This is a genomic window from Empedobacter sp. UBA5036, from assembly GCF_002415215.1.
Lineage (GTDB): Bacteria > Bacteroidota > Bacteroidia > Flavobacteriales > Weeksellaceae > Empedobacter > Empedobacter falsenii_B.
The window spans coordinates 15,413-38,400 of record NZ_DICC01000017.1; the positions used below are offsets into that span (position 1 = coordinate 15,413).

Annotated in this window: 14 protein-coding genes; 11 read left to right on the forward strand and 3 right to left on the reverse strand. The window is 33.4% G+C overall.

Features of this window, described 5'->3' with window-relative positions:
- The first annotated feature begins 27 nt into the window (after nt 1–27).
- From B4J88_RS01685 to B4J88_RS01725, 9 genes are all read left to right on the forward strand, one after another.
- Nucleotides 28–1,374: an MFS transporter gene (locus B4J88_RS01685; RefSeq protein WP_114998827.1), complete on the forward strand. Its 1,347-nt coding sequence runs from the start codon at nt 28–30 to the stop codon at nt 1,372–1,374.
- Nucleotides 1,375–1,379: 5 nt separating this feature from the next.
- Complete coding sequence (gene pgmB, locus B4J88_RS01690) at nt 1,380–2,036, forward strand: beta-phosphoglucomutase (protein WP_280035343.1); 657 nt, start codon at nt 1,380–1,382, stop codon at nt 2,034–2,036.
- A gap of 27 nt (nt 2,037–2,063) precedes the next feature.
- Complete coding sequence (locus B4J88_RS01695; RefSeq protein WP_291066041.1) at nt 2,064–4,361, forward strand: glycoside hydrolase family 65 protein; 2,298 nt, start codon at nt 2,064–2,066, stop codon at nt 4,359–4,361.
- A gap of 376 nt (nt 4,362–4,737) precedes the next feature.
- Nucleotides 4,738–6,591: a glycoside hydrolase family 13 protein gene (locus B4J88_RS01700; protein WP_115001942.1), complete on the forward strand. Its 1,854-nt coding sequence runs from the start codon at nt 4,738–4,740 to the stop codon at nt 6,589–6,591.
- A gap of 352 nt (nt 6,592–6,943) precedes the next feature.
- The gene (locus tag B4J88_RS01705) at nt 6,944–9,121 is read left to right on the forward strand and encodes a glycoside hydrolase family 97 protein (protein WP_291066043.1); all 2,178 of its coding nucleotides are present in this window, start codon (nt 6,944–6,946) and stop codon (nt 9,119–9,121) included.
- 78 nt (nt 9,122–9,199) lie between these two features.
- A complete protein-coding gene (locus B4J88_RS01710; RefSeq protein ID WP_291066045.1) occupies nt 9,200–10,855 on the forward strand; it encodes an alpha-amylase family glycosyl hydrolase in 1,656 nt (551 codons plus the stop codon).
- Nucleotides 10,856–10,880: 25 nt separating this feature from the next.
- On the forward strand, nt 10,881–12,269 hold the full coding sequence (locus B4J88_RS01715) for an alpha-amylase family glycosyl hydrolase (protein ID WP_221853991.1): 1,389 nt from the start codon (nt 10,881–10,883) through the stop codon (nt 12,267–12,269).
- A 79-nt stretch (nt 12,270–12,348) separates the two neighbouring features.
- Nucleotides 12,349–12,960, forward strand: a complete 612-nt coding sequence (locus B4J88_RS01720) for a PepSY-like domain-containing protein (protein ID WP_280035334.1) — start codon at nt 12,349–12,351, stop codon at nt 12,958–12,960.
- 129 nt (nt 12,961–13,089) lie between these two features.
- Nucleotides 13,090–14,691 (forward strand): class I SAM-dependent methyltransferase, encoded by a 1,602-nt coding sequence (locus B4J88_RS01725; protein ID WP_291066048.1) that lies wholly within the window; start codon nt 13,090–13,092, stop codon nt 14,689–14,691.
- 74 nt (nt 14,692–14,765) lie between these two features.
- On the opposite strand, the gene B4J88_RS01730 is transcribed toward B4J88_RS01725, so the two are convergent.
- Together B4J88_RS01730 and B4J88_RS01735 are read right to left on the reverse strand one after the other, a co-directional pair.
- Complete coding sequence (locus B4J88_RS01730; RefSeq protein WP_291066050.1) at nt 14,766–15,782, reverse strand: hypothetical protein; 1,017 nt, start codon at nt 15,780–15,782, stop codon at nt 14,766–14,768.
- A gap of 218 nt (nt 15,783–16,000) precedes the next feature.
- A complete protein-coding gene (locus tag B4J88_RS01735; RefSeq protein ID WP_291066052.1) occupies nt 16,001–18,742 on the reverse strand; it encodes a M16 family metallopeptidase in 2,742 nt (913 codons plus the stop codon).
- Between the two features lie 120 nt (nt 18,743–18,862).
- Here B4J88_RS01735 and B4J88_RS01740 point away from each other — a divergent pair, with 120 nt between their 5' ends.
- Together B4J88_RS01740 and B4J88_RS01745 are read left to right on the forward strand one after the other, a co-directional pair.
- Nucleotides 18,863–21,277, forward strand: coding sequence for an alpha-ketoacid dehydrogenase subunit alpha/beta (locus B4J88_RS01740; protein WP_291047720.1), 2,415 nt, complete (start codon nt 18,863–18,865; stop codon nt 21,275–21,277).
- A gap of 84 nt (nt 21,278–21,361) precedes the next feature.
- Nucleotides 21,362–22,618: a type IX secretion system plug protein domain-containing protein gene (locus B4J88_RS01745; RefSeq protein WP_286495085.1), complete on the forward strand. Its 1,257-nt coding sequence runs from the start codon at nt 21,362–21,364 to the stop codon at nt 22,616–22,618.
- A 5-nt stretch (nt 22,619–22,623) separates the two neighbouring features.
- Here B4J88_RS01745 and B4J88_RS01750 read toward each other — a convergent pair whose 3' ends face one another.
- Nucleotides 22,624–22,983 carry a DUF2200 domain-containing protein gene (locus B4J88_RS01750; RefSeq protein WP_280045497.1) on the reverse strand — a complete coding sequence of 120 codons (360 nt, stop codon included), beginning with the start codon at nt 22,981–22,983 and terminating at the stop codon, nt 22,624–22,626.
- Nucleotides 22,984–22,988 lie beyond the last annotated feature (5 nt).

A 22,988-nucleotide genomic window follows, 5' to 3' on the forward strand; every position in this document is an offset into this window, starting at 1 on the left:
CGTAAAATACATAAAAAAATTACGATAATGGGAAAGCGTAGATTAGGATTTCTTGAAATCTGGAATTTAAGTTTCGGATATTTAGGAGTTCAAATGGGTTTCGCCTTGCAAAACGCAAATGCGAGCCGTATTCTAAGTTCATTTGGTGCTGATGTGCACGAATTGTCTTGGTTTTGGATTGTTGCACCGTTAATGGGATTGATTGTTCAGCCTATTATTGGTCATTATTCAGATAATACTTGGTCCAAATTTGGACGAAGAAAACCATACTTTTTAGTAGGAGCTTTATTGGCTTCTTTCGGATTAATCTTAATGCCACAAGCAGGTGCATTTACGGCATTGATGCCTGCATTATGGATGGGCGCTGGATTCTTGATGATAATGGATGCTTCATTCAATATCGCCATGGAACCGATGCGCGCATTTGTAGCTGATATGTTGCCTTCGGATCAACGTACATTAGGATATTCAATTCAAACTGTAATTATTGGTTTAGGGGCTGTTGTAGGTTCGTGGTTACCTTATATTTTGAGCAACTGGTTTGGTGTTTCAAGTGTTGCAGCGGAAGGAGAAGTTCCGTTTCACTTAATTTTATCATTCATTATTGGAGCAATCGCAATTATTGTAACCGTTTTAATCACCATTTTTACAACAAAAGAATATTCGCCAGAAGAATTAGACGCTTTCGAAAAAGCAGAAGGTAGAGAACCAATTGTTGAAGAAAAAGCAAGCTTAACACAGATTTTTACCGATTTTGGAAATATGCCAAAAACGATGAAACAATTAGGCTTGGTGCAATTTTTTACGTGGTTTGCATTATTCGGAATGTGGGTATTCGCTACACCAGCAATCGCTCATCATGTGTACGGTTTGTCTTTGAGTGATACACATTCAGAAACATATCAAAAAGCAGGAGATTGGGTTGGAATTATCTTCGGTGTTTACAACGGAATTTCTGCAATTTTCGCCTTCTTTTTACCTGCAATCGCCTTAAAATTTGGTCGAAAAACAACACACGCTATTTCATTAATTTGTGGAGGATTAGGATTAATTTCAATCTATTTTATTCACGATCCAAAATTATTAATCCTTTCCATGATCGGAGTAGGAATTGCTTGGGCAAGTATCTTATCGATGCCTTATGCAATTTTAGCAGGAGCAATTCCAGCTAAAAAAATGGGTGTTTACATGGGGATTTTTAATTTCTTCATTTGTATGCCTCAAATCATTAACGCTCTTTTGGGCGGTCCAATTGTAAAATATTTATATCACGATAATCCAATCTACGCCATTGTTACCAGCGGTGTTGCGCTAATTATTGCAGCACTTTTTGTAACGCGCGTAAAAGATGTGGATGAACCAATCAAAGCATAATCATTTTGAAAACTAAAGTATTTATTTTTGATTTAGATGGTGTCATCGTTGACACTGCAAAGTACCATTATTTAGCATGGAAAAAATTAGCGAATAATCTAAATATCGATTTTACGCATGAACATAACGAATTATTGAAAGGTGTTTCTCGTGTGCGATCATTAGAAATTATTCTCGGATTGGGAAATGTTGAAGCTTCTGATGAGCAGAAAAACGAATGGTTAGTTCAGAAGAACAAAGAATATTTAGAATACATCGATAAGATGGACGATTCTGAAATTTTACCAGGTGTAATGGACGTTTTAAACTTTCTAAAAGAAAACAATCAACCAATTATTTTGGGATCGGCTTCTAAAAATGCGCGTCCAATTTTGGAGAAAGTTAATATTTTAAACTACTTCGATGATATCGTGGACGGAAACGATGTTTCTAACGCAAAACCAGATCCAGAAGTTTTTATCGTTGGAGCGAAAAAAGCAAATCAAACAAACGAAAATTCAATTGTATTTGAAGATTCTGTTGCAGGAATTGAAGCTGCAAATGTTGCAGGAATGACAAGCATCGGAATTGGAGAAGCTTCGGTTTTGAATGAAGCAAAATACAACTTTAATAATTTTACTGAAATCTCAACAGATTTCTTGGTCGAATTAATCAATCAATAATTATACAAACTACATACAACAAACAAAATGAATCAAGATTATATCATCCCGAATGCGTGGTCAATTATCGAAGAAGGGTTTGAAAAAGATCGTGTAAAATCGTCTGAAAGTTTATTTTCTATAGGAAATGGAGCAATGGGACAACGTGCTAATTTCGAAGAATTTTATTCAGGTGATACATTTCAAGGAAGCTATATTGCCGGCGTTTATTATCCTGACAAAACAAAAGTGGGATGGTGGAAAAACGGTTATCCAGAATATTTTGCAAAAGTATTAAATGCGTCAGTTTGGATTGGAATTGACATCGAAATTAACGGTGAAAAATTTGATTTAAACACTTGTAAAGAAGTCAAAAATTTCCGTCGCGAATTGAACATGAAAGAAGGTTTATTAGATCGTTCATTTATTGCGGTTTTACCTTCTGGATTAGAAATTGCGGTTTTTGTTCGACGTTTTCTTTCTGCTGATTTAGATGAATTAGGAGCAATTAAATATGACATCAAACCAATCAATGGAGATGCGAAAATTGTCTTCAAACCTTATGTTGATGCAGCTGTAAAAAACGAAGATGCGAACTGGGAAGAGATTTTTTGGGAACCAATTTCTTCTGAAATTAAAGGTGAACAAGGTTTCGTTCAAGCGCGTACGTTCAAAACTCATTTTGAAGTCGTAACATTTATGCAGAATAAAATCTTAGTAAATGGAAGTTATCAACAAATCGTGCCAACAAATGCTGTTAAAACTGAAACAAAAGTAGAATTCACATACGAAGTTGAGGTAAAAGCAAATGATACAGCGACAATTGAGAAATTTGGAGGTTATGTAGTTTCGACAAATCATCCTAAAAATGAATTAATTAACGCTGCCGAAAATGTATTATCTCAAGCAAATGAACAAGGTTATGAACAATTGTTAATAAACCAAAAAGAAGCTTGGGCAAAGATTTGGGAAATGGCTGATATCACGATAGAAGGTGATACGAAAGCGCAACAAGGTATTCGTTTTAATATTTTTCAATTAAATCAAACGTATTCTGGAAAAGATGCACGTTTAAATATCGGTCCAAAAGGCTTTACAGGAGAGAAATACGGAGGTTCTACATATTGGGATACAGAAGCATATTGTTTGCCATTTTATATGGTGACAAAAAATCAAGAAGTTGCGCGAAACTTATTAATGTACCGTTTTAATCAATTGGATAAAGCAATTGAAAATGGTGAGAAATTAGGTTTCAACAAAGGTGCAGCTTTGTATCCGATGGTTACGATGAATGGTGAAGAATGCCACAATGAATGGGAAATTACATTCGAGGAAATTCACCGAAATGGAGCGATTGCATTTGCGATTTACAATTACGTTCGTTTTACGGGAGATCAAACGTATATTCCAGAAGCTGGTTTAGAGGTTTTATTAGGAATTGCGCGTTTTTGGAAACAGCGTGTAAATTGGTCAAACGACAAAAAACAATATGTGATGTTAGGTGTTACAGGTCCTAACGAATACGAAAATAACGTTAACAACAATTTCCATTCAAATTATTGTGCGCAATGGTGTATGAATTATTTGTTGGAACAAGTTGAAAACGTCAAAACTAATTATCCTCAAGATTTCGCTCGTATCGCTGCAAAAAGAAGTATTACTGATGCAGAATTAGCAGAGATGAAAGAAGTTGCGGCGAATATTTATTTTCCATTCAGCGAAGAATTAGGAATCTATTTACAGCAAGATGGTTTCTTGGATAAAGATTTAACACCTGTTTCTGAATTACCAAAAGAAGAACGTCCGATTAATCAAAAATGGTCTTGGGATAGAATTTTACGTTCAGCTTATATCAAACAAGCAGACGTTTTACAATCGTTCTATTATTTCGAAGATCAATTTTCGAAAGATCAATTAGAAAAACATTTTGATTTTTACGAACCATTAACGGTTCACGAATCATCATTATCGCCTTGTGTTCACTCTATTCAAGCGGCAACGTTGGGGAGAATGGAGCAAGCATATACATTTTATTTGAGAACTTCTCGTTTAGATTTAGACGATTATAACAAAGAAGTTCACGAAGGATTGCACATCACATCTATGGCTGGAACTTGGATGTCGATTGTAGAAGGATTTGGTGGAATGCGTGTGAAAAACGATCAATTGTATTTTGAGCCACGTTTACCAGAACAATGGGAAGGTTTTACATTTAAAGTAAATTTCCGTCATCAAATCCTAAAAGTTATTGTAAATAAAGGAGAAACAACATTTGAATTGGAAGGAACAGAACCATTAGAGGTTTATGTTTTCGACCAGAAAGTAGTTGTTCAGCCTTCGATTTAATAAAGGGAATCTAATACCTTGAAGGCTTCGGTTTTCAGGGTATTTTTATTTAAAGTAATAGGTTTTAAGTTCTACGTTCTAAGTTTATTCTGAAAACGTATTTTAAAAATGGCATTAAATCTATGACGTAAATAAAATTTAATAAGTGAAGAGTAAAAATGATTTAATGAGCGATAGCGAATTTTTAAATCATTCTCGAAACGGTTTAAATTTTTAGTCAAATAGATTTACCGCCTTGACTTTTTTGATTCGTTTTTGTGTCAAGACAAAAATGAATAATAATAAGATTCTTCGATAAACTTAGAATGACAATTTCATTAATGTAGTAAAGTAAATGTCATTCCGACGAATGGAGGAATCTAAAAAAACAAAACACATGAAAAAAATACTATTATTATCATCTTTCCTATCAACATTTGCGTTTGCTCAAATCCAAAAAGTTGAGCCAATGTTTTGGTGGAAAGGAATGAAAAATCCAGAAGTTCAAATTCTAGTTTATGGAAAAGATATTAGTAAATACAATATTGAATTATCAGATAATGTTAAAATTCAAAATTTACAGAAAACTGAAAATCCAAATTATGTTTTTGTAACGATTAATACGAATGAAGTAAACAAATCATCATTCAAAATTAACATCAAAAACAAAAATAAAATTGTTGATTCGTATACATATGAATTAAAAGATCGTCAACCAAATTCTGCAAATCGAACATCTTTTACATCAAAAGATATGGTGTATTTGATTATGCCAGATCGTTTCGCAAATGGTGATGAAAGCAACGATTCGAAGAAAGAATTAACAGATAAAGCCAATCGTTCTATTCCAGATGGTCGTCATGGTGGGGATTTGCGAGGAATTATCAACAATTTAGATTATTTACAAAATCTTGGTGCAACAGCGGTTTGGTTAACGCCTGTTAATGAAGATAACGAGAAACAACATTCCTATCATGGCTATGCACAAACTGATTTGTATAAGATTGATGGACGTTACGGAAGCAATGAAGATTATCGCGAATTATCGCAGAAATTAAATCAACGTGGAATGATGTTGATTCAAGATTATGTGACAAATCATTGGGGAATTTCGCATTGGATGATTCAGGATTTGCCTTCGCAAGATTGGATTCACAAATTTCCTGGAGGAAAAGATGGTTTCCGTCGTTCCAATTATCGTACAACAACTCAATTTGATAAAAACGCTGCAGAAGTAGACAAAAAAGAAGCGTTGAATGGTTGGTTTGATTATACAATGCCAGATATGAATCAATCAAATCCGTTAGTGCTAAATTACTTGACGCAAAATGCAATTTGGTGGATAGAATATGCAGAATTAGGAGGAATGCGTGTTGATACATATCCGTACAATGACAAAGAAGGAATGGCGAAATGGGTGAAAGCAATTACGACAGAATATCCAAATTTCAATGTAGTTGGAGAAGCTTGGATGTATTCGTCTGCGCATATTTCGTATTGGCAAAAAGATTCTAAAATTGCTGAAATCGATAATTATAATTCGTATTTACCTTCTGTAATGGATTTTCCATTGTTTTCAGAATTGCCAAAAGCAATCAAGGAAGAGGAATCGTGGGATAAAGGAATGATTAAATTGTATAATTCGTTCACCAATGATTTTCTATATCCAGATATCAACAATATGTTTGTGTTTATGGAAAATCACGATACAGAACGTTGGAACGAAATTATGAATGGAGATGTGAATGATTATAAACTTGGTTTGTCATTAATTTCGACTGTTCGCGGAATTCCTCAAGTATATTACGGGTCTGAAATTGGGATGCGAGGAGATAAAAGTAAAGGTGATGCAGCAATTCGACAAGATTTTCCTGGAGGTTGGAAGTCAGATAAACAATCGGCTTTTACAAATGAAGGAAGAACTTCGGAGCAAAAAACGTTTCACGATTTTACAGCAAAACTTTTCAATTGGCGAAAAAATAAAGAAGTTATTCATTCAGGAAAAACAAAACATTACATGCCACAAAATAATGTTTACGTTTATTTTAGATACAATGAAAACGAATCTGTAATGATTATTTTGAATGCAAATCCAGAAAAACAAACGTTCAAATTAGATCGTTTTGCAGAATCATTAAACGGATTTACTTCTGGAAAAGATATTATTTCGGACAAAGTTTTACCAATCAATACAAACGGAGAAATCACAATTGATGGTAAATCTTCGATGATTATTGAACTTGGAAAGTAGTAGGTTTCACGTTTATTCTGAAAACGTATTATAAAAAATGGCATTAAATATATGACGTAAATAAAATTTAAAAAGTGAAGAGTAAAAATGATTTAATGAGCGATAGCGAATTTTTAAATCATTCTCGAAACGGTTTAAATTTTTAGTCAAATAGATTTACCGCCTTGACTTTTTTGATTCGTTTTTGTGTCAAGACAAAAATGAATGAAATATAAAAGTCATCCTGAATTCATTTCAGGATCACATAAAGTAGAGAATGAGAAGCTGAAACAAGTTCAGCTTGACAAGAAATTTATTGCTTTACGCATTAGGCGTAAAGCATAAAACAGACAATAAAACAAAAACAAGAAATATGAAAAACTTTAAGTTTATACTGGGGTTAGGAATCGCGATGATGAATATGGTTTATGGACAAGAATTGAAATCTCCAAACGGAAATTTTGTAATGGATTTTTCGTTGTCTAAAGATGGAAAACCTACTTATCAGTTAAAATACAAAGGAAAAGATGTGGTTAAACCAAGTCATTTAGGATTTGAGTTTAAAACGAAGCATAAAGAAATGGATTTTGCAGTGCAAGATCGAGTAGAAGATGAGCGTGCAAAAGACATTGCAAACTTCTTATCAGGTTTCAAAATTATTGATACTAAAACATCAACTTTTGATGAAACTTGGAAACCGGTTTGGGGAGAAGTAGACAAAATCAGAAATAATTTCAACGAATTAGCGGTGACGGTTTCTCAACCAAATACAGATAGACAAATGATTATTCGTTTTCGTTTGTTTAATGAAGGATTAGGTTTCCGTTACGAATTCCCAGAACAAAAGAATTTGAAATATTTTGTGATCAAAGAAGAGCATTCACAATTCGCAATGGCAGGAGATCATACTGCTTTTTGGATTCCTGGTGATTACGATACGCAAGAATACGATTACACAGAATCTAAATTATCAGAAATTAGAGGATTATTTGATAAAGCTTATATTGGAAATGCATCTCAACAAGCTTTCTCAAAAACAGGAGTACAAACATCTTTGATGATGAAAGCAACAAATGGACTTTACATCAATTTACACGAAGCAGCGTTGATTAACTATCCTGCAATGAGTTTGAATTTAGATGATAAAACATTAACATTCGAATCGTGGTTGACTCCTGATGCTTTGGGCGATAAAGGATATCTACAAGCACCTTTTAATACGCCTTGGCGTACAATTATTGCGAGCGATGATGCAAGAGAAGTTGCATTTAAAGGGCCGCAAATAATTTATAATTTAAATGAACCTTCAAAAATTAAAGATACTTCTTGGATCAAACCTGTAAAATACGTTGGAGTTTGGTGGGAAATGATTACAGGAAAAAGCTCTTGGGCTTATACAGACGATTTCCCCACAGTACAATTAGGTATAACCGATTATAAAAATGCGAAACCAAACGGAAAACATGGTGCAAATAACGAGCGTGTAAAAGAATACATTGATTTTGCTGCAAAACATGGTTTCGATGCTGTTTTAGTAGAAGGATGGAACGAAGGTTGGGAAGATTGGTTTGGTAATCATAAAGATTACGTGTTCGATTTTGTAACGCCTTATCCAGATTTTGATGTGAAAATGTTAAATGCTTACGCAAAATCAAAAGGTGTAAAAATTATGATGCATCACGAAACTTCGGGATCAATTCGTAATTACGAAAGACATTTGGATAAAGCATATAAATTCATGAACGATAATGGTTATACATCAGTAAAAAGTGGATATGTTGGTGATATTGTTCCTCGTGGAGATTATCATTACAGCCAAAATACAATTAATCATTATCAATATGCAATCGAAAAAGCGGCTGATTATAAAATAATGGTTAATGCACACGAAGCGGTTCGTCCTACAGGAGTTGCGCGTACATGGCCAAATTTAATTGGAAACGAATCTGCACGTGGAACAGAATACCAAGCTTTCGGTGGTTCTAAACCAAATCACGTAACGGTTTTACCTTTCACGCGTCTTTTAGGTGGACCAATGGATTACACGCCTGGTATTTTCGAAATGGATGTGAAAAAATTAAATCCAAACAACCATTCTCACGTCAATTCTACGATTGCAAATCAGTTGGCTTTATACGTGACAATGTATTCGCCTTTGCAAATGGCTGCTGATATTATTGAGCATTACAAACAATTTTCTGATGCATTTCAATTCATCAAAGATGTACCTGTAGATTGGCAAGATTCTAACTATTTAGAAGCTGAACCAGGAAGATATTTAACAATTGCACGTAAAGACAAAAACTCAAATAATTGGTTTGTTGGAAATGTAAATGGTGAAACGCCACGTTCAACGAAAATCAAATTAGATTTCTTAGATAAAGGAAAAAAATACGAAGCGAAAATCTATGCTGATGCAAAAGATGCGCATTATAAAACAAATCCTCAAGCCTATAAAATCGAAACAAAAAAGGTTGATTCAAAATCTGTTTTAGATTTAACATCTCAAGCTGGTGGAGGTTTTGCAATTAGCATTAAAGAGATTAAATAAGTCTTAAGTTACAAGTTCTACGTTATAAGTTGAGAAATATTTCACTTAAAACGTAGAACTTAAAACATACAACGTATTATGAAAAAAATACTTTTCACATTAGGAATAGCGTCATTGTTTTTAAGCTCTTGTTCAAAAACAACAACACAAGCTACGCAAACAAATCATTCAGAAAAACAACCATTTGTTTGGAATGGTGCAAATATTTATTTTTTGTTGACCGATCGTTTCGCGAATGGAGATAAAAAGAATGATGTCAACTATGGGAGAACTGCTGAAACTTCTAAATTAAGAGGTTTTGAAGGTGGAGATTTTCGTGGAGTAATCAATAAAATAGAAGATAATTATTTTTCAGATTTAGGAGTTAATGCGATTTGGATGACACCGATTGTGGAGCAAATTCACGGTTTTGTAGACGAAGGACAAGGAAAAACATATGGATTTCACGGTTATTGGACAAAAGATTGGACGTCGATTGATAAAAACTGGGGAACTGAAAAAGAGTTGCAAGAATTGGTAGACAAAGCCCATGCGAAAGGCATTCGTATTATGTTGGATGCGGTGATTAATCACACAGGTCCAGTCACAAATTCGGACGGCGTTTTTCCTGCTGATTGGGTTCGTGTTTCGCCACAATGTACCTATGAATCTTACAAAACGACGATAGAATGTACGTTGGTGAAAAATCTTCCAGACATTTTAACAGAATCAGAAAATGATGTGATGTTGCCACCGCAATTGTTAGCAAAATGGTCGCAAGAAGGTCGTTTGGACAAAGAAGTTGCTGAATTGAATGCTTTTTTCGCGAAATATAATCTTCCAAAAGCACCGAAATATTACATTATGAAATGGCTTTCAGATTATATTCGTAAGTACGGAATTGATGGTTATCGTGTCGATACGGTGAAACATACAGAAGAAAATGTTTGGAAGAAATTCGAAGAAATTTGTCAAGATGCGTTTGCTGAATATAAAGCGAATAATCCTACAAAAATATTGGATCATAATAAGTTTTTCTTGTTAGGAGAAGTTTATGGATATTCGATTAATGATGGTCAACAATATAATTTCCCTGATAAAACGGTTAATTATTTCGAGAATGGATTTGATGCATTAATCAATTTTGATTTACGTTCAACTCAAAAAGAATCTAATCAAACTGTTTTTGATCGATACAATGATATTCTTCAAAACAAGATGAAAGGAAAGTCTGTAATGAGCTACATTACATCGCACGATGATGGTTCGCCTTTTGATAAAGATCGTCAAAATCCTTGGGACGCAGGAACTCGATTGTTGTTGGCGCCAGGGATTTCGCAAATTTATTATGGAGACGAAACGGCTCGTCCGTTAGAGGTTGAAGGTGTTGATGGAGATGCAAATCTTCGTTCGAATATGAATTGGGAAGATATCAAACCAAATTCAGAAACGGAATCATTATTGAATCATTACCAAAAATTAGGACAATTTAGACGAGATCATCCAGCGGTTGGAGCAGGAAATCAAACAGATTTGCAAAATTCTCCGTATATTTTTACAAGAAAATATAAAACAGACGAAGTGGTGATTGGATTGGAAATGCCAATTGGTAAAAAAACAATTAATGTAAGTTCTATCTGGAAAGATGGTACTAAAATTCGCGATGCTTATTCAGGTTTTTCAGGAAAAGTTGTGAACGGAAATTTAGAATTGAATACGACTTCTGATATTGTATTATTGGAAAAAGTGAATTAATTTTTTGAGAAGTAATAGAAGAAAAATGATAAAAAAAATAGTTGGTTTAACCTTGATAACAACTTTGTTTTTGACAAGTTGTGAAAGCAAAAAGGAAACAAAGTCAGAAGACGTTAAAAAAGAAAGGAAAGAACAAAGTATTTTGCCTTTTACGGCTGATATGGCGGAAACTTCTGTGATTTATGAAGTGAATGTTCGTCAATTTTCGCCAGAAGGAACTTTTGCTGCGGTAACAAATGAGATTTCGAATATCAAAAAATTAGGTGTTAAAATCCTTTGGATTATGCCTATTTATCCAATTGGAGAAGAAAATCGAAAAGAAGGTTTAGGTTCGTATTATTCGATCAAAGATTATAGAGGAATCAATCCAGAATTTGGAAATGCCGAAGATTTTAAGAAATTAGTTGATGAAGCGCACAAAAACGGAATCTATGTGATTTTGGATTGGGTTGCGAATCACACGGCTTGGGATCATCCTTGGGTAAAACAACATCCCGATTGGTACGAACAAGATAAGAACGGAAAAATGCATTCTCCTTACGATTGGTCGGATGTTGTGGCATTAAATTTCGATAACAAAGAAATGCGCAAACAGATGATTGCCGATATGAAATATTGGTTAGATGATTTCAAAATTGATGGTTTCCGTTGTGATATGGCGCACGAAGTTCCAACAGATTTTTGGAACGAAGCAAAACCACAATTGGCAAAAGGTCGCGAAATTTTTATGTTAGGTGAAACAGAGAAGCCAGATTTATTAGCAAATAATGCGTTCGATGCCGCTTATGGTTGGGAAATTCATCATATCATGAATGACATTGCAAAAGGTAAAAAGAATGTTTCTGCGATTGATGCGTACATGGATTCGATTCCGAAAAAATGGCAAGCGGATGATTATAAATTATTATTCACATCAAATCATGACGAAAATTCTTGGGCTGGAACTGAGTACGAAAGAATGGGTGATGCGGTCGAAACATTTGCTGCATTAACGTATACTTTACCAGGAATTCCTTTGATTTATAATGGACAAGAAGAAGATTTTAATCGTCGTTTAAAATTCTTTGTCAAAGATTCTATTGATCGTAATTCAACAGCAAAAATGCGTGGCGTTTACGAAAAGTTAGGAGAATTAAAAATCACAAATGAAGCGTTTAATGGAGCGAAAAAAGCGGCTTCTTACGAACGTTTGAAAACATCTGATGATAAATCTATCTTAGCGTTCAAACGTCAAAAAAATACGACAGAAGCTTATTTTATTGCGAATTTTACGAAAGCAAATAAAGAAATTACAGTTCCAATTAATGGTGTGTACAAAAATTTTATGAACAACGAAGATGTGACATTTGATGCTACAACAAAACTGAAATTAAAACCTTGGGAATACCTGATTTTAGTTCAGAAGAAAAAATAAACTCTTAAAAGCTGGTTAAATTTTTAATCAGCTTTTTTTATGGTATAATGCTTGTTGATAAACGTTTAAAATCCAAATCATGAGAAAAGTAATTTTATCAACAGCCGTCATTTTAAGCTTAGTTTTCTCTTCGTGCGAATCGAAGAAAACAGAAAACTCAGAAGTTATCACAAGTAAATCTGAAGTTGCAGAACAACCAATTGTTTCGGAAAGTGATATTGCGAATCATCCAGAGTCATTGACTTCACAAAATACTTATGTGGTTTTACAAGATAATGGTCAACAAAAAACGGTAAATATTGATCCGAATGAAACGGTGATTTCAGCAAATAGTTTACCTGTTAATGCACAAAATTTTGTTTCGAAAAACTTTGGTAATATGGAGTTTGTGAATGCGATAAAAGAAGTTGAACGCAATATCACAACATATAATATTCAGTTGAAAGACGGAACAAAAATAGAATTTACAGATAATGGTGATTGGAAGGAGGTGAAAAATGGTTTAGGAAAAGCGATTCCGATTAAATTTTTCCCAGATAATATTCAAAAATATCTTCAATCAAAATATCCTAAAATCGATGCGAAATCAATTGAAATGGATACAAAAGACAAAGAAATAAAAGTAGAATTGTTACAAAATAATGTCGATTTGAAATTTGATTTGAATGGTAATTTTATCAAAATTGATTAATCAAATACATCAAAAACCTTGTCAATAGATGAGGTTTTTTTTAATTTCTAATTTTTAAAATTTTACAATAACCTTCACATCAACTTTTCGCAATTTTCAATATATTTATAGTAGAAAAAATCGCCCAAAATGGATAAAAAATATTTGAGATCGTTAATTTTTAGACATCTCGATGGTTTGGTAACGGCTCCGGTATTAAGTGCTTTGGCTAAAAAAGGAGCTTTGCATTATATCGTCGAGCGTAAAACTATACAGTTAGAAGAATTGACAAACGAATTTCAGGCAAACGAAGGTTATCTAAATGTTGCTTTGCGTGTGTTGGCTTCGCAGAATATGTTAGAATATTCAGTGAATAATGCAGAAAATAGCGTCGAGATTCAAACCAATAAATATTCAGATCGCGCATTTACTAATGTTGATATTTACCATGATTTAGCTGTTTTTTTGGCAGAAAATGAAGTAATTAATCAACATGATTTTTCGGATGAATTTTGTAAAAAATGGATTAAATTATTTGATAAATATAAAACTTATTTGATGACTGCTGACGACGAAGAGTTTCTTGAAAAACCTTTGCATTATCAAATTACCAAACATATCGAAGGCGTTTTAGTTGGACCAATTATTGTGCGAATGGGAATGAGCGGTTTGTTTCATAAATACTTTATGGAAGCTTCTTTCAATCCAGATGAATTTCACAAAAATCCACAAACTTTCGAGAAAATTTTGGAACGATTAACCGAATTAGGTTGGTTTACAAAACACGAAAAAAACTATAAATTCACCGAAATAGGGTTGTTTTTTGCGCGTCGTGCAACATCGTATGGCGTTACAGTTTCTTATTTGCCAATGTTTGCAAAGTTGAATGATTTACTTTTCGGTTCGCCAACAAAATTACGCGAAATTACCGAAGGTGAAGATGAGCAACACGTAAATCGCGAAATGAATGTTTGGGGTAGTGGAGGAGCGCATTCTACTTATTTCAAAGTGATTGATGAGTTTATTGTTGATATTTTTAATCGTCCAATAGAAGAGCAACCGAAAGGAATTTTGGATATGGGATGTGGAAATGGAGCGCTTTTGCAACATTTGTATGATGTCATAGAACGTCAAACCTTACGCGGAAAACATCTAGACGAATATCCACTTTTCTTGGTTGGTGCAGATTATAATCAAGCAGCATTGAAAGTAACGCGTGCCAATTTAATTAAAAATGATATTTGGGCAAAAGTGATTTGGGGTGACATTGGCGATCCAGATCGTTTGGCAACAGATTTGAAAAATGATTATTCAATAGAGTTGAGTGATTTATTAAATATCCGAACATTTTTAGATCATAATCGAATTTGGGAAGATGTAAAAGATGTCAAAACAAATCGAATTAGTGCTTCTACAGGAGCTTTTGCGTTTAGAGGAAAACGATTATCAAACAATGATGTGGAACAAAACTTATTGAACCATCTTAAAAAATGGGCGCCTTATGTAGATAAATTTGGATTGTTGTTGATCGAATTACATACGATTTCTCCAGATTTAACGGCGAAGAATTTAGGAAATACGCCTGCAACAGCGTATGATGCGACGCATGGATTCTCGGATCAATATATTGTGGAAGTAGATGTTTTTCATCGTATTTGTCAAGAAACTGGTTTGGTTCCAGATAAAACATTGTTCAAAAAATATCCAAACAACGAATTGGCAACTGTTAGTATTAATCTTTTGAAACGATAATATTTAAAAAATATATTAAATCAAAAAAAAGCTCAGCAATTGCTGAGCTTTCTTGGTTAGTCTTGTATCAATAATTAGTTTAGGGTTATTTTTGCTTGACTAATCTTAAATCCATTTTCGTAAACATTGAACGTATAAACTCCTTTTTGGAATTCCTCGTTTTCCCAATCAAACGTAATATTTTTTGTTTGTCCGTTTGTGTAATTAAAGTTGATTGCATCAGAGAAATTAACTGTATCTCCAGATCTCAATTCAATTTGTCCACCTTGTGCATTTCCATATCTTCCTAAAGTTCCATCAGGATTATAGATAGCAACATATAATTTTTTCTCTCCAGATTCTGTTCTCGAATTACGATCTACATCAAAAGAAACACGAATTTTATCAATACGTTTTGCACGTGTTTTTTCAACTTCTTTTCCGCTATTTCTTACACGAATTCCTTTGATTTGTTGACTAGAAACAGATAAAGTTGAACTTAATTCATTAATCTTTCCTTTCGAAATTGCATTGTCTTTTTGACGAACACTTTTTTCTGTTTCGTAGTTATATGTTAACTCTTTATTGTTTTCTCTTAAATTGTTGTTATCTGTTGTTAAAGCAGAATTTTTATTATTTAATTCGTCAACACTACGTACAAGAATTGCATTTTCTTTTTGTAAACGCGCAACTTCAGATTTGTAATTTTTTACACTTCCTTCTAAATCGTTGATCATTTTACGAGCACGATTCATTTCTTCTGCAGTAGGATTGTCTTTATCTAGAATTTCTTGAATATCTTGATTCTTTAACTGAATCATATTTTCTTTATCGCCCAATAAATTGTTACGATCTTCGATGCGAGCTTTATATTGTGTATAGTCGTTTAAAATCGAATCATATTGTTTACGAATTTGATCTTTTTGACCCGTTTCGTTTTTAAGGATTTGAGAATTTAAAGATTCATTTTTTTCAAGATTCCCGATTTGGTTTGCTTGATAAATATTATATCCTACACTTCCTGCTAATAAGATTCCGACTAATGCCAAAGGAACTACTAAACCGTTTTTTCCTTTGTTTGTTGGTTGATTGTTTTCTTCTAATCCTTGCATATGAATTATTATTTAAGGTTAATTGTTTTTTTATTGTTTCTAGTGTTAAGAAATTATGATGCCAAAAACTTATGATGATGTTAAAATGAGGGTTTTTTAACAAATTTTTTCACATTTTAGACCGAAAATGAATAATCATACAGAATTTTATTCTAAATAAATCATAAAAAAAGCTCCAGAATAATCTGAAGCTTTCTTTCTATTTTGATGAATTGTATTTACTTTTTATCAAAAGTTCCTGTGTAAACAGAAGTCAATTTATCCAAAGAAATGTACTTTTTGAAAACCTCGTTTACTTGGTTTATATTCAATGCATCTACCTTTTTCTCTAAATTATCAAATTCATCAAACGTAATTCCGTTCAATAAATAACCATTCGATAAACCTAATAAAGTTCCGTCAGTTCCCAAAGAAGTCGTACGACCGTTTTTCCAACTTACAATATTTGTTTTCAATTCGTCCGCTGTGAAACCATCTTTCAATGCTTTTGCAACTTCTTCTTTCAATGCTTTTTCTACCGCTTCACGTTTTGTTGGATTCAAGAATGCATAATATCCCCAAGAAGAAACATCGTTTTTAGGATCGCTTGGAATCGAAACAAATGAACCTGCACCGTAGCTGATTCCTTCTTTTTCTCTTAATCGCATTGGAATACGAGCAGATAAAAATCCTCCACTTCCAATCATTTCATTTGCCATAACCATTGCGGCGTAATCAGCACTTTCACGATTCATTTTGAAGTTAATTGATCCAACTGCAGCAGCATTTTCTTTGTCTGGAATGTTGTAAAGTTTATCCTCTTTCTTCGTTGCTGTAAAAGTTGGATACGCCTTTTCGTACTTCGATTTGCTGTTCCATTTACCAAAAGTATCATTCAATAATTTTTCAACTTTTGCTTTGTCATTTGTTCCAACAATAGAAACAACACCATTTTGCGCACCTAAAATATTTTTATAAAAATCAACTAAATCAGCTTGTTTGATTTTCTTCAAATCATCTTTCGTTTCAGCAAAAGAAGCTGTGTAGAAAATAGAAGATTTAGGATAATTAGATGTTAAACGACTAATTTCGTTGAAGGCTAATGCTTGCGGATCGTTTGTATTTGCATCCAAATATGTTACATATTCATTTACAGATTTCGCTAATTCAGCATCTGGGAAAGTAGGTTCTGTAATGATTTGACGTACGATATCCATAGTTTTGTCTAATGAATTTTTGTACGTATTGATTGTTACAGATAAATTTTGTCCACTAAATCTAAATCCAACCGAAGATTTTAAAGCATCTAATTGATCTTTGATTTGTTCTTTTGTTAGATTCTTCGTTCCAGACATTAACAATTCAGCTGTTAGTTGACCAATCATTCCTTTATTTGCCAAATCTTTTTCATTAGAAACTGGCAAATTAAACGAAAGAATTACTTTTTCACCTTTAATTTCTTTATCGATGATTCCGTATTTTAGACCATTGTTCAATTTTCCTTCTGCATAATGAGCTTTCAAATTTTTGATCGAAGCTTCAAATGGTTTTGCTTCTTTCTCAACTGCACGACCTTTGTAGTTCGAAACTAAATCTGAGATTTGTTTATTCGTTAATTCAGTCGGTTTTACACGAATTTCATCTTTCGTCGGAATAAAAGTTCCAACTGTTCTATTATTCGCTCTAAAATATTTTTCAGCAACACGTTTTACATCTTCTTTGGTTACTTTCTCGATATTATCGCGGTACAAGAAACCTAAACGATAATCACCAGCACCAACAATTTCTGTTAAACCAATGGCATAATTAATCGTATTATTTTTTTGATTTTCGATGTTTTTCACAATACTTGCTTTCGCACGTTGCACATCTTGATCAGTATAATTAATTGTAGCAACTTTGTCTAATTCTGAACGAATATCATTTTTAGTTTGCTCGATATTTTTCTCTTTTGGAATTTCAGTTCCGATGTAGAAGAAACTCGCATCGCGAACTTCTGGACTATACGCCCAAATTGAAGCAATTTTGTGTGTGTCAACTAAAGATTTGTACAAATATCCCGAAGGATCTGAAGTTAAAATATTATTTAAAACATCAATTGCTGCATAATCTTTATCGCTATATGCTGCAACGTGATACATTACACCAACAGATTGGGAATCTCCTGCACGTTTTACTTCAACAAATTTTTCACCATCTTGCGCTGGCTCAACTGTTAAAATTTCGTCTAAAACACGAGTTGGTTTTGGAATCGAAGCAAAATACTGATTCACATATTCCATCGTTTTTTTCTCGTCAAATTTTCCAGCAATAATTAAGGTTGCATTATCTGGTTGATAATATTTTTCGTAGAATTTGCGCAACTGTGGTGTTTTTACACGCTCAATATCTTCTTTAGATCCAATTGTAGATTTTCCGTAATTGTGCCATAAATAGCCAGCAGAAATAACGCGTTCCATTAAAACACTTGACGGATCATTTTCACCAATTTCAAATTCATTACGTACAACCGAAAATTCTTTGTCCAAATCTTCTTGTTTAATGGTTGCATTAATCATACGATCAGCTTCCATTTCCAAACTCCAACGTAAATTTTCGTCGCTTGATGGGAAAACTTCGTAATAATTTGTACGATCATAATATGTCGTTCCATTTGCACGTCCACCTTTGTCAGATAACATTTTCTTGATATCACCTAAGTTTTTTGTTGATTTAAACAACATATGTTCTAACAAATGCGCCATTCCTTTTTCACCGTAACCTTCGTGTTTAGAACCAACATTGTAAACAATATTTACTACAACATTACTTTGCGATTGATCAGAGACTAATAAAACTTGTAATCCATTTGGTAGTTTGTATTCCTTAATTCCTTCTACTTGCGTCACAAAAGTTGCGTTTCCAGATTTCGTTTGAGCCATTAAGTATGGTGAATTTGCAAAGGCAAAAACCAGACATATACTCAGTAAAGTTTTTTTCATGTATTTATTTTTATAGTTATTAATTGGATGATACAATTCTATAATCTATTCGTTAGACGCAAATTGTATGGTGTAAGTTACAAATCTTTTGTTAAATTTGTGATGCAACAAACAAAAGAAATGGAAACAAAAGAGGTAAATAAAATTACTTTCGAAGAGTTTAAAAGTCAAATCATTAATGATTACAAGACGGCTTTTATGTCTCGTGAAGCAAGTCTTTTAGGAAGAAGAGAAGTACTTACTGGGAAAGCAAAATTTGGGATTTTTGGTGATGGAAAAGAATTACCACAAATTGCAATGGCAAAAGTATTCAAAAATGGAGATTTCCGTTCTGGATACTATCGCGATCAAACATTTATGTTCGCAATTGGTCAATTAACTGTTGAACAATTTTTTGCACAATTATACGCTTTAACAGATTTAGAGAAAGAACCTTCATCAGGAGGTCGTCAAATGACATCTCATTTCGGAACACGTTCTTTAAATGAAGATGGTTCTTGGAAAAAATTAACAGAACAAAAAAATTCGAGTGCTGATATTTCGCCAACAGCTGGTCAAATGCCACGTTTGTTAGGCTTAGCACAAGCTTCAAAATATTTTAGAAATGTTCCTCAATCAGACGAAGATCAACAATTTTCTGTAAACGGAAATGAAATTGCTTTCGGAACAATTGGTGACGCAAGTACTTCTGAAGGTCATTTTTGGGAAACGATAAATGCAGGTGGAGTTTTGCAAGTGCCAATGGTTGTTTCTATTTGGGACGATGGTTACGGAATTTCTGTACCAGCTAAATTTCAACGCACAAAATCGAATCTTTCTGAATTATTATCAGGTTTCGGAAGAACGGAAGAGGAAAGAGGTTACGAAATTATTACTGTAAAAGCGTGGGATTATCCTGCTTTGATTGAAGCGTATACACGTGCAGAAAGATTTGCGCGTGAGCATCACATTCCGTGTATTGTACACGTGCAAGAATGTACGCAACCACAAGGTCACTCGACTTCTGGTTCGCACGAGCGTTATAAATCAGAGGAGCGTTTGACATGGGAAAAAGATTTTGATGGAATCTCAAAATTCCGTGAATATATTTTAGCATTTGCAGATCATTCAGAAGCAATTATTTCTGCGGAAGAGTTGGATCAATTAGAAGCTGAAGTAAAAGCTGAAGTAAAAGCTTCTCAAAAACAATGTTGGGACGATTATTTGAATCCAATTTTGGATTTGAAAAATGAAGCGTTAGAATTATTAACGAAAATTGCTTTAGAAAGTGCAAACGGTGCTTTTATCAACATTGAAATTAGTAATCTAAAATCAAAGAAAAGTCCTTTCAAACGTGATGTTTATGGAGCTGTTCGTAAAGTAATTCGTTTAATACGTTCAGAAAATTTAGTTACAAAAGCTGAATTAATTTCTTGGTTAGATGCCAAAATGAAGCGCGAAGAAGAAATCTATTCGACTAAATTAGTTTCAGGAACGGCAACTCAAGTACCACAAGTAAAACCTGAGTTTGGAGAAAATCCAGCGTTAGAAGATGGTCGTGTAATTGTTCGTGATAACTTTGATAAAATTTTCGAAAAATATCCAAAGGCATTAGTTTTTGGTGAAGATGCTGGAAATATTGGTGATGTAAACCAAGGTTTAGAAGGTCTTCAAGCAAAATATGGTATCGATCGTATTTCGGATACAGGTATTCGCGAAGCAACAATTCTTGGTCAAGGAATTGGATTAGCGATGCGTGGTTTACGTCCAATTGCAGAAATTCAATATTTAGATTATATCCTTTATTGTTTACAAGGAATTTCTGATGATTTGGCAACTGTGCTTTATCGTTCGAATGGAGGTCAAAAAGCGCCTGTGATTATCAGAACGCGTGGTCACCGTTTAGAAGGTGTTTGGCATTCAGGTTCGCCAATGGGAGGAATTTTGAATTTGGTTCGTGGCGTGAATGTTTTAGTTCCACGTGATTTAACAAAAGCCGCAGGTTTTTACAATACATTGATGCAAGCAGATGAGCCTGCAATTGTTGTAGAAAGTTTGAATGGTTATCGTTTGAAAGAACCTGCACCAACTAATATTGGAGAATTTACAACGCCAATAGGTGAAGTAGAAATTACAAAAGAAGGAAAAGATGTAACGTTATTAACATACGGTTCTACTTGGAGAATTGTGATGGATGCTGCGAAAGAATTGGAGCAACTAGGTATTTCTGTTGAAGTAATTGATGCACAATCTTTATTGCCTTTCGATATCAATGCAGATGTTGCAAAAAGTTTGAACAAAACGAATCGTTTAGTTATTGTTGACGAAGATGTTCCAGGTGGAGCAAGTGCATTCTTGTTACAAGAAATTATCGAGAAACAAGGTGGATATTTTACATTAGATAGCGCACCATTGACGATTACAGCGAAAGCTCACCGTCCTGCGTATGCGACTGATGGAGATTATTTTTCAAAACCTTCTGTTGATGATATTACAGAACAAGTCTATGAACTAATGCGCGAAGCGAAACCAAACGAGTTTCCTGCTTTGTACTAAAAAATAAATTTTAGAGTTATATAAGCGTATGTCTTTTTCAAAAAGGCATGCGCTTTTTTTGTATTTTTAACAATCAAAATTATAATGAAAATGAAATTCTATTCGATTATACTTTGTCTATTGACTTCAATTCTTTTTGGGCAATTTCAAGATGTAATTCCTCCAAAGAATATCAAGACGGTTCAAGTTTTTAATCCGCAAACAAACGATAATACACCCGTTATCAAGTTAGGTTCTAGCGAAAGATTAATTTTTCTTTTTGATGATATCAGTGCAGGTTATAAGCGTTATCAATATTCTATTGAACACAGAAATGCAGATTGGTCAGAATCGAATATTTTTCAAACCGAATTTTTAAATGGTGTTAATGCTGATTATGCGCGAACATATAAGAATTCATTCAATACGTATCAAAAATATACCAATTATCAAATTCAATTTCCGAATGATCAAATGAATGTAAAATTACCTGGAAATTATGTGTTAAAAGTGTATTTAGAAAATGATTCAAACCCAATTTTCACGAAACGTTTTGCCGTTTATCAACCAATTGCGGATGTTGGAGTGATGGTTTCTCGTTACAATAATCCAACCGTAAAAGAATTGAATCAGCGTTTGCAAGTTCAAGTTTCGAGTGGAACACAAAATTTAACTGAAGTTCCTGATGGTGCAAGATTATTTTTGATGAAAAATAACAATTGGAACGAAGGTTATTTTGTCAATCGACCATCTTTTTCTCGTCCAAATCAATTAACATATAATGATACTAATATTTTGTTTGACGGTGGTGCAGAATACAATTGGTTTGATAACAAAAATTTAGAAGTTCCGAGTTTAACAACAGAAAAAACATTCAGAAAAGATAGTGTTTATCACACTGTTTTGCGTGCAGATATTCCGAAATATAATTTACCTTATGATGATTATCCAGACATTAATGGTAATTTTTATATCCGAAATAACCGTTATGGAAACGAATATGCAGCAAATTCTGAAGCAGATTATTCATGGGTTTATTTTGCCTTAGATGCTTTCGAAGATCAAAATGGATTATACGTTCCGTATGTTGTAGGTGCTTTTAATAATTGGGAAATTGATGAAAATTCGAAATTAGAAAAAGACGATGCAGGATTTTGGGTAACCGAATTATTCTTGAAACAAGGTTATTACAATTATCAATATGTCGTAAAAAATACCAAAACAGGCAAAATCGATCCAAGTTATGTGAGCGGAAGTTTTTGGCAAACCGAAAATCAATATCAAGCATTGTTTTACTATCGCCCTTGGGGACAACGATACGATGTGTTGATGGGATATGGAACTGGAAATTCGAGGAGATAAGTAGCTTAACTTCTCAAAATCTTTTCCATCGTTTTTCCTTTGGCTAATTCATCGATTAATTTATCTAAATATCGAATTTTTTGCATCAATGGATTTTCAATTTCTTCCACACGATAACCGCAAATCACACCTTTTATTTTAGTTGCATTTGGATTAAAATTTGGTGCATTTTCAAAAAAATCTTGAAAGTTGGTTTTATTCGTTAAAATTTCTTCCAAATCTTTTTCAGTATAACCCGTCAACCAAAAAATAATTTCGTCAACTTCCGTTTTTGTTCGGTTTTTCTTTTCTGCTTTAGTTATATAGTGTGGATAAACACTCGCAAAAGACATTTCGATTACACGCTGAAAATTTTTATCATTCATTTTTC